We start from the raw sequence: 7463 nt of genomic DNA on the forward strand, positions 1-7463 counted from the left end.
TAACAAGTCTCACTAAAGCATTAAGATTACACTAGCAATCTTGCTAACACTCATACTCATTTTGTTCTAATAGCAAAACCCATCTTTTTTAAAAGAAAGATGGGTTTTATGTTAGTATAAAGTCTTTTTACTTTTATTTTTGAAGAATTCCTTCTTGAAGGAGAAACACACGCGCTACTTCTTCAGCTGATTGGCCTTCCACACCAACCTGGTAGTTCATCTGACTCATCTGGCTCTCGGTGATTTTACCAGCTAGTTTATTGAGTACTGCTTCCAATTCTGGATGCTTCTTAAGTAATTCTTCTTTCATCAGTGGCGCTCCTTGATAAGGCGGAAAGAGTTGTTTATCATCCTCCAAAACCACTAAATCATAGCGAGCAATTTCAGCATCTGTTGAGTAAGCATCTGTAATTTGAATGTCCCCTGACTGGATTGCTTGGTAGCGAAGAGCTGGCTCCATGGTTGCCACATTGAGATTCAATCCATAAACAGACTGCAAGCCCTTGTTTCCATCCTCACGGTCGTTAAACTCCAGAGTGAATCCTGCCTTCAGTTTATCTTGAACTCCCTTAAGATCAGAAATAGTCTTCAAATTATATTCTTTCGCAATACTTTTTGGAACTGCAATCGCAAAGGTGTTTTGATAAGCCATATGATTCAGCAAGACTAGATTATCCTGTTTCTTAATCCCATCACGCGCTACTTCGAAAACTTCTTCAGAGTCATTGCTCACTTTAGGAGCTGGCTGCAAGAGAGAACCTGTAATAGTCCCTGTAAATTCTGGATAGATATCAATGTCCCCTTTTTTCAGCGCTTGATAAAGGAAATCTGTCTTCCCAAAGTTAGGCTTGACCGTCACCGTCATATCCGTATTTTCCTCAATGAGAAGCTTGTACATATTCATGAGAATCTCAGGTTCAGGTCCCAACTTCCCAGCTATAACCAGATTTTCTTTCTCTTTATTTGGAATCATGCTTGGAACATAACTAACTCCCAAACCAAGGACCATGACAGCAAAGGTCGAAACAATCGTACGCAACTTTGCCTTTTCCAAGTATTTGAGAATGACATTAAAGAGAATGGCCAAGATGGCTGATGAGATTGCTCCGATTAAAATGAGACTAGCATTCCGACGGTCAATTCCCAAAAGGATAAAGGAGCCCAATCCACCAGCTCCCACAAGAGCTGCTAGAGTCGCTGTCCCAATGATCATAACGGTCGCTGTTCGAACCCCCGATACAATGACAGGCATGGCAAGTGGAATTTCAAACTTCTTGAGTCGCTCCCACTTGGTCATTCCAAAAGCAATTCCTGCCTCCTCAAGACTAGGATCAATGCCATTCAGAGCTGTGATTGTATTTTCTAAAATCGGGAAAATAGCGTAAATGACAAGGGCTGTGAGGACTGGTAAGGTGCCAATCCCCATGAAAGGAATAAAGAGCCCCAACAAAGCCATTGAGGGAATAGTCTGGAAGATACCCGCAACTTGTAGCACCCAGTTCGCAGCTTTTTTGTGGCTATTTAGATAAACCGCAAGTGGAATGGTCAGAAAAATAGCAACCAATAAGGTCAAAAGAGACAATTGCAAGTGTTGTCCAAGGGCCGTTAACCATTCCCCAAAACGCTCTTGAAATGTTGAAATCAAATTAGACATGAAGGCTACCTCCAAACAAGTTTGCTACAAAGTCTGTCGCAGGCGCTTGTAAAATTGTTTCAGGTTCTGCCACCTGACGAATTTCTCCATCCTGTAAAACTGCAATTCGATCCCCTAATTTTAAGGCCTCATCCGTATCATGTGTTACGAAGATGGTCGTCATGCCGAATTCTTTATGTAATGCCTTGGTCAATTCTTGCAACTGCTTGCGAGAGATGGCATCCAAGGCTGAAAAAGGTTCGTCCATCAATAAAATCTTTGGTTCCCCAATGATAGCTCGCACAATGCCAATCCGCTGTTGCTCTCCACCCGATAATTCACTAGGCATACGCTTTGCATACTCTGTAGCAGGCAGACCCACCTTGTCCAAGAGTTCTTCTGTTTTAGAGGCTATTTGTTCCTTACTCCAGCCCTTCATCTCTGGAATTAAAGCAATATTTTCCGCAACTGTCAAGTTAGGAAATAGTGCAATAGCTTGAAGGACATAGCCGGTACTGAGACGTAACTCCCGTTCATCATAGTCCTTGATGCGTTTCCCATCCATGTAGATATTGCCATCTGTCGGTTCCAAAAGACGGTTAATCATCTTGAGCATGGTGGTCTTTCCAGAACCTGAAGGACCAACAAGAACCATAAATTCTCCATCTTCGATACGAAGATTGACATCACTAAGGACATCTTTTTCGGTGTAGCGCAGGACTACATTTTTGTATTCAATCATGTTTTTCCTCAATAAGTTTTCTGTCTCTAAGAATATCCAATAGGCTGCTTGCTGGATGCCCTAGAACTTTTTCGATATCTGCTGAAACCCCAGCTTGTTCCCCAGATTTAATCGCTGTATAGGTACTGACCCAAGCATCGTACTCCCAGTTTTGTGCTGGCCATTTTTTCCGAGACTCATAAGCTTCTTCTACTGATTCATCTATATACGTAATGTCCTTACCGGTATTTTTTGAGAGAAGCTCTACGATTTCTTCCATAGAAAGATCCTCTGGTCCTGTTAGATTCAAGGTTTGATTTTCCCACTCCTTAGGATTTAAAAGAATCTCTGCTGCAACCCTAGATGAGTCCTTACGGGCAACAGCTGATACCAGGCCACTGCCAGCCGGACCACGAATTTCTCCATTTTCAAGTGCAATATCAATCAAGAAGTCCAAGTAAAAATTATCTCTCAAAAAAGTATAGGTGAACCCTAACTCCTTGATATAGGCTTCCGTCTGGGCATGATCTCGAGACAAAGTGAAAGTTGCCTTCTCATCTGCCCCATAAAAGGAGGTATAGACGATATGCTCTACTCCTGCTAGCTTTGCAGCATCTAAAAAGTCCTTGTGCTCCTTGATACGCTCTGGATTTTCCCGAGCAGAAACCATCAACAAGATATCAATACCCTTCAAGGCCTCAACCACCTCTGGTGAATTGGCATACACCATTCTACGGATTTCCGCAGACGCATAGATCTTTGCACGCTCTGGGCTTCGTGCTAAATGGACGGAAGCAATTCCTTTTTGATCTATAAGATTCGCCACATAGGAACCTAATTTCCCTGTTACACCTGTTATTCCAATCATAACTTTTACTCCCTTTCCCTACATGTCATTTTCTTTAGCCTTTAAATTTGAAATAATTCGCTCTTGATAAGCTTCAAATTCCTGGATTTCTTGATCCGAAAATCCTTGGTAGAAAATCTCCCCCAGTTCTTTACTGACACGGTCTCCAATCTCTTTTTGCGCCCAACCCAATTCTGTCAAACAAACAAATTTTCTTCTCTTATCTTGAGTGCAAGCTTTTACAGTAACCAATCCCTGGTCTTCTAACTTCTTAATCATGCTTGTTAGGGTATTGTTGGCTAATCCAGAAGCTAGAGCGATATCCGTAGCAGTTGCCCGACCATCCTCTTTTTGCCAAAGCACTGTTAAGATCTTACCTTGTTCACTACGGTATTGAGCATCTGGTTCCTTGCTCAATAGTTTTTGAAAGATACGCCCATTCAACAAGCGAATCTGTAAAGCTTGATAGCCACCTAACATCTTGTCCATTTTGTCTCCTTTTTGTTCTATATCGAACTTTCTATATTCTACCTCTTTCCATTTTATCTGTCAATTATTTCGATATAGAAATACTAAAAAACTTCCTACAAAAAAGTAGAAAGTTATCATTTTTATAAAATTAAACATGAATCACATCTGAAGCATTCCTCTTAAAGAAAGTACTATGGGCTAGATAAGGACCATACTTAGAATTTTGACTATAAACCAACCATAAAGGAAGAATAAAAACTTTTATAAAGTAGAGTAAGCAAAAAAGTAAAAAAGAACTAAAACTAAGATTATTTAAATCAAAAAAATAAAGATAAAAGATAATTGAAGTATTTAATAGGATATTAAATACCGTAGCAAAACTAGCTGATAAGATATTCGTCTTAATCTGAGAATTAAATAGTTTGACAACAAATAAAGCTAATATAGAAGTGTTATAAATACAAATTGGCTTGTAGTCATGACGATAGAAAACTAAACATTTATGATTATAAAAAATAAGCCCTCTGCTAAAATTACTCGCTTTGTTAAGCCAAACATAGGAAACTCCACTGATATCTCTCCAAGGAACAAATAAATCTAATCTTCTAAGGTAAATTCCATCCTGTGTAATACAAAATTTCCAAGGAGAAAGAAAATTAATACCAATGCCAACTAAAATTAATAAAAGAAGGGAATAAACTAACTGTGTTTGATCAAAGCTAAAAGCGTAATCAAATATAGTAATTGATTGAATTCCTCGCCCAGCAATTTGATTAACAACCAAAAAATATAAAATAACTATAAATATAACAATTCTATAGTAAATACTATGAAACCTCACACTTTTTAGCATAAATCATATTCTCCTAAATTATACAATCATCATCAAATAATACTTTATAATTTATATAACACTAGTATACCATTAAATACTCAAAGAGTATGAAATGATAGAAAGAGATATTAAAAAATAGAGCTTAGCCCAAGCTAAACTCTTTTACTTTTAATCTTCTTCTACCAAACGTTTAAACTCTGCTTGGATTTCTGTATTTTCTGTCGGTTTTAAGTACATGACCCCACCATTAGTTGTTGGCGAATGAAAGACAATAGCTTCTCCTGTGTTGGTTATAGCAAAGTAATAGCTATGAATATCTGGAAATTTATCCCAATTACTGTAGCGTTCCACAATTCGGTACTGAGCAGTTCCTAAACCCGTATCTGAATACTCTGCATTCATTTTTTCACTCGGACCATTCCCAAATGTATAGAGATTATCTGGACCAACATCTCCACCAGCAATCCCTTTTTTATAATTCGGTTGACCTAATCTCTCTCCCCATCCTTTTATAAACAATTCAAGCTTTGCAGATTTTTCTGAAGTCCAAGGTGCTTTTTGTTCTGAAACACTTTTCGAAGTTGGAAATTCTTGCCAATCAAGTTGACTAAACTCCATCAATTCAGATGAAGCCTTCCCAAAAGTATCATGTAAGTTGTTATTTCCAGGGATTCTAACTTCCTTTTCTTGAATCTTACTAGCTACTTCTTGATTTGAATTAAGGCGATAAAGGACACCGATTCCATCACCACTACCAGAGGACCAACTTAATTCAAGAATATCTCCTCCCTTATAAATGTTCATAGCATTTCTTGCACCACCATGACCTGCAACGAATCCTTCAGCTAAAAGTACAGGTTTCTCATTCTCTAAATAATATAGACCTGTTAGGAAATAACTACCATCTAACTGCTCGACACCAACTAATAATTCCTCAACTCCATCCTCATTAAGATCAAGATATACATAGCGCATTTTATCAGCCTGAAAAACAGCAGTTTCAAGAGCCCAACTATTTATTGGACGTTTAGTTACCTTGAGACTTTCATATAGATTCATAATTGCAGAAGTATCTTTAGATGTAGATAGGATTTTTTCGTAATCATCAAAAACAGGTTTGTAAAAACTTCTATAATCTTTTTGAACAACTTCAACAGATGTAGTAGTGGTAGATGAAACTTTATTAGACACTGTAGAAGACTCATTACTACAAGCACCAGTAAGTAGAGTAAATGCCAGAAGACTAAGTAGAACAATTAATTTTTTTATTTTCATAATAAACTCCTTAATGGAAAAAAATGATAAACATTAATCCTACAAGTATTATATCAGAAACAAAAAGAAAATATAGATAGTAAAATTTAAAGAATATAAAAAAAGAGCTATAAAGCTCTTTAATGACGGAGAATAAGGGATTCGAACCCTTGCGCCAGTTACCCGACCTAACGATTTAGCAAACCGTCCTCTTCAGCCTCTTGAGTAATTCTCCTATTAATGGGCACGAGTGGACTCGAACCACCGACCTCACGCTTATCAGGCGTGCGCTCTAACCACCTGAGCTACGCGCCCAAGTTAAAAAACTTGGTAAAATGAACTAAGTTCAAAGCGGGTGACGAGAATCGAACTCGCGACAACAGCTTGGAAGGCTGTAGTTTTACCACTAAACTACACCCGCATTGATAAGAAAAATATGGCGCGAGACGGAATCGAACCGCCGACACATGGAGCTTCAATCCATTGCTCTACCAACTGAGCTACCGAGCCAAAAAATTGCGGGAGCAGGATTTGAACCTACGACCTTCGGGTTATGAGCCCGACGAGCTACCGAGCTGCTCCATCCCGCGTTAATAAAAAATAAAGGAGGATGTGGGATTCGAACCCACGCACGCTTTTACACGCCTGACGGTTTTCAAGACCGTTCCCTTCAGCCGGACTTGGGTAATCCTCCATCATTCCAATGGACCTTGTAGGACTTGAACCTACGACCACTCGGTTATGAGCCGAGAGCTCTAACCAGCTGAGCTAAAGGTCCAACAAGATCATTATAGCGGCGAAGGGGATCGAACCCCCGACCTCCCGGGTATGAACCGGACGCTCTAGCCAGCTGAGCTACACCGCCATCAATCGGGAAGACAGGATTCGAACCTGCGACACCTTGGTCCCAAACCAAGTACTCTACCAAGCTGAGCTACTTCCCGAAGTAAATAAAAAAATGCACCCTAGAGGAGTCGAACCTCTAACCGCCTGATTCGTAGTCAGGTACTCTATCCAGTTGAGCTAAGGGTGCTCATTTATGCCGAGGACCGGAATCGAACCGGTACGATCGTTACCAATCGCAGGATTTTAAGTCCTGTGCGTCTGCCAGTTCCGCCACCCCGGCCTCTCTAAGCGAACGACGGGATTCGAACCCGCGACCCCCACCTTGGCAAGGTGGTGTTCTACCACTGAACTACGTTCGCATTCATGAGTCTGAATATTAAAAAAAATGCCGGCTACATGACTTGAACACGCGACCCTCTGATTACAAATCAGATGCTCTACCAACTGAGCTAAGCCGGCCTATTTCTATTATGCGGGTTAAGGGACTTGAACCCCCACGCCGTTAAGCGCCAGATCCTAAATCTGGTGCGTCTGCCAATTCCGCCAAACCCGCAATGATGACCCGTACTGGGCTCGAACCAGTGACCCATTGATTAAAAGTCAATTGCTCTACCAACTGAGCTAACGAGTCTAAAATAACTTCCGTTATCTTAAACGGTCCCGACGGGAATCGAACCCGCGATCTTCGCCGTGACAGGGCGACGTGATAACCGCTACACTACGGGACCTATGGGAGTTAACGGGATCGAACCGCTGACCCTCTGCTTGTAAGGCAGATGCTCTCCCAGCTGAGCTAAACTCCCTAGAGCTAAGCGACTTCCATATCTCACAGGGGGCAACCCCCAACTACTTCCGG

Annotated in this window: 6 protein-coding genes and 17 tRNA genes; all 23 read right to left on the reverse strand. The window is 40.5% G+C overall.

All coding sequences use genetic code 11. The features are described from left to right. Positions 1 to 133: 133 nt before the first annotated feature. The 23 genes from QM941_RS07900 to QM941_RS08010 all read right to left on the reverse strand — a co-directional run bounded on the left by QM941_RS07900 (position 134) and on the right by QM941_RS08010 (position 7410). On the reverse strand, positions 134 to 1654 hold the full coding sequence (locus tag QM941_RS07900; RefSeq protein WP_414340067.1) for an ABC transporter permease/substrate-binding protein: 1521 nt from the start codon (positions 1652 to 1654) through the stop codon (positions 134 to 136). Then, on the reverse strand, positions 1647 to 2375 hold the full coding sequence (locus QM941_RS07905) for an ABC transporter ATP-binding protein (protein ID WP_414340069.1): 729 nt from the start codon (positions 2373 to 2375) through the stop codon (positions 1647 to 1649). The genes QM941_RS07900 and QM941_RS07905 overlap by 8 nt, the downstream gene beginning before the upstream one ends. After that, positions 2368 to 3222: an SDR family oxidoreductase gene (locus QM941_RS07910; protein WP_414340070.1), complete on the reverse strand. Its 855-nt coding sequence runs from the start codon at positions 3220 to 3222 to the stop codon at positions 2368 to 2370. The genes QM941_RS07905 and QM941_RS07910 overlap by 8 nt, the downstream gene beginning before the upstream one ends. Before the next feature lie 18 nt (positions 3223 to 3240). After that, a complete protein-coding gene (locus QM941_RS07915; RefSeq protein ID WP_414340071.1) occupies positions 3241 to 3690 on the reverse strand; it encodes a MarR family winged helix-turn-helix transcriptional regulator in 450 nt (149 codons plus the stop codon). Between the two features lie 130 nt (positions 3691 to 3820). Continuing rightward, positions 3821 to 4525, reverse strand: coding sequence for a hypothetical protein (locus QM941_RS07920; protein ID WP_414340072.1), 705 nt, complete (start codon positions 4523 to 4525; stop codon positions 3821 to 3823). A gap of 150 nt (positions 4526 to 4675) precedes the next feature. Beyond that, the gene (locus QM941_RS07925; RefSeq protein WP_414340073.1) at positions 4676 to 5782 is read right to left on the reverse strand and encodes a DUF4767 domain-containing protein; all 1107 of its coding nucleotides are present in this window, start codon (positions 5780 to 5782) and stop codon (positions 4676 to 4678) included. Between the two features lie 126 nt (positions 5783 to 5908). Further along, positions 5909 to 5996, reverse strand: a tRNA-Ser gene (locus QM941_RS07930). A gap of 6 nt (positions 5997 to 6002) precedes the next feature. Continuing rightward, positions 6003 to 6076, reverse strand: a tRNA-Ile gene (locus QM941_RS07935). Positions 6077 to 6111: 35 nt separating this feature from the next. After that, positions 6112 to 6182: transfer RNA gene (locus tag QM941_RS07940), tRNA-Gly, on the reverse strand. A gap of 16 nt (positions 6183 to 6198) precedes the next feature. After that, positions 6199 to 6271, reverse strand: a tRNA-Phe gene (locus tag QM941_RS07945). A gap of 6 nt (positions 6272 to 6277) precedes the next feature. Next, positions 6278 to 6351 (reverse strand) — tRNA-Met (locus tag QM941_RS07950). Between the two features lie 14 nt (positions 6352 to 6365). Beyond that, positions 6366 to 6455 (reverse strand) — tRNA-Ser (locus tag QM941_RS07955). A 10-nt stretch (positions 6456 to 6465) separates the two neighbouring features. Beyond that, positions 6466 to 6539, reverse strand: a tRNA-Ile gene (locus tag QM941_RS07960). Positions 6540 to 6552: 13 nt separating this feature from the next. Then, positions 6553 to 6626, reverse strand: a tRNA-Met gene (locus QM941_RS07965). A gap of 5 nt (positions 6627 to 6631) precedes the next feature. Next, positions 6632 to 6705, reverse strand: a tRNA-Pro gene (locus QM941_RS07970). 15 nt (positions 6706 to 6720) lie between these two features. Continuing rightward, a tRNA-Arg gene (locus QM941_RS07975) sits at positions 6721 to 6794 on the reverse strand. 7 nt (positions 6795 to 6801) lie between these two features. Continuing rightward, positions 6802 to 6887, reverse strand: a tRNA-Leu gene (locus QM941_RS07980). Between the two features lie 7 nt (positions 6888 to 6894). Then, positions 6895 to 6966: transfer RNA gene (locus QM941_RS07985), tRNA-Gly, on the reverse strand. A 27-nt stretch (positions 6967 to 6993) separates the two neighbouring features. Next, positions 6994 to 7066, reverse strand: a tRNA-Thr gene (locus QM941_RS07990). Between the two features lie 12 nt (positions 7067 to 7078). Next, a tRNA-Leu gene (locus QM941_RS07995) sits at positions 7079 to 7160 on the reverse strand. 5 nt (positions 7161 to 7165) lie between these two features. Further along, positions 7166 to 7238, reverse strand: a tRNA-Lys gene (locus QM941_RS08000). A 24-nt stretch (positions 7239 to 7262) separates the two neighbouring features. After that, positions 7263 to 7335, reverse strand: a tRNA-Asp gene (locus QM941_RS08005). A gap of 2 nt (positions 7336 to 7337) precedes the next feature. Beyond that, positions 7338 to 7410, reverse strand: a tRNA-Val gene (locus QM941_RS08010). Between the last annotated feature and the right edge of the window lie 53 nt (positions 7411 to 7463).

The organism is Streptococcus timonensis, from assembly GCF_047460355.1.
In the GTDB taxonomy this organism is placed as follows: Bacteria; Bacillota; Bacilli; order Lactobacillales; family Streptococcaceae; genus Streptococcus; species Streptococcus timonensis_A.

Excerpts from the sequence above, each read along its gene's own strand:
- QM941_RS07900 (WP_414340067.1), bottom strand. The coding sequence starts at position 1,654 with ATGTCTAATTTGATTTCAACATTTCAAGAGCGTTTTGGGGAATGGTTA.
- QM941_RS07905 (WP_414340069.1), bottom strand. The coding sequence starts at position 2,375 with ATGATTGAATACAAAAATGTAGTCCTGCGCTACACCGAAAAAGATGTC.
- QM941_RS07920 (WP_414340072.1), bottom strand. The coding sequence starts at position 4,525 with ATGCTAAAAAGTGTGAGGTTTCATAGTATTTACTATAGAATTGTTATA.
- QM941_RS07910 (WP_414340070.1), bottom strand. The coding sequence starts at position 3,222 with ATGATTGGAATAACAGGTGTAACAGGGAAATTAGGTTCCTATGTGGCG.
- QM941_RS07925 (WP_414340073.1), bottom strand. The coding sequence starts at position 5,782 with ATGAAAATAAAAAAATTAATTGTTCTACTTAGTCTTCTGGCATTTACT.
- QM941_RS07915 (WP_414340071.1), bottom strand. The coding sequence starts at position 3,690 with ATGGACAAGATGTTAGGTGGCTATCAAGCTTTACAGATTCGCTTGTTG.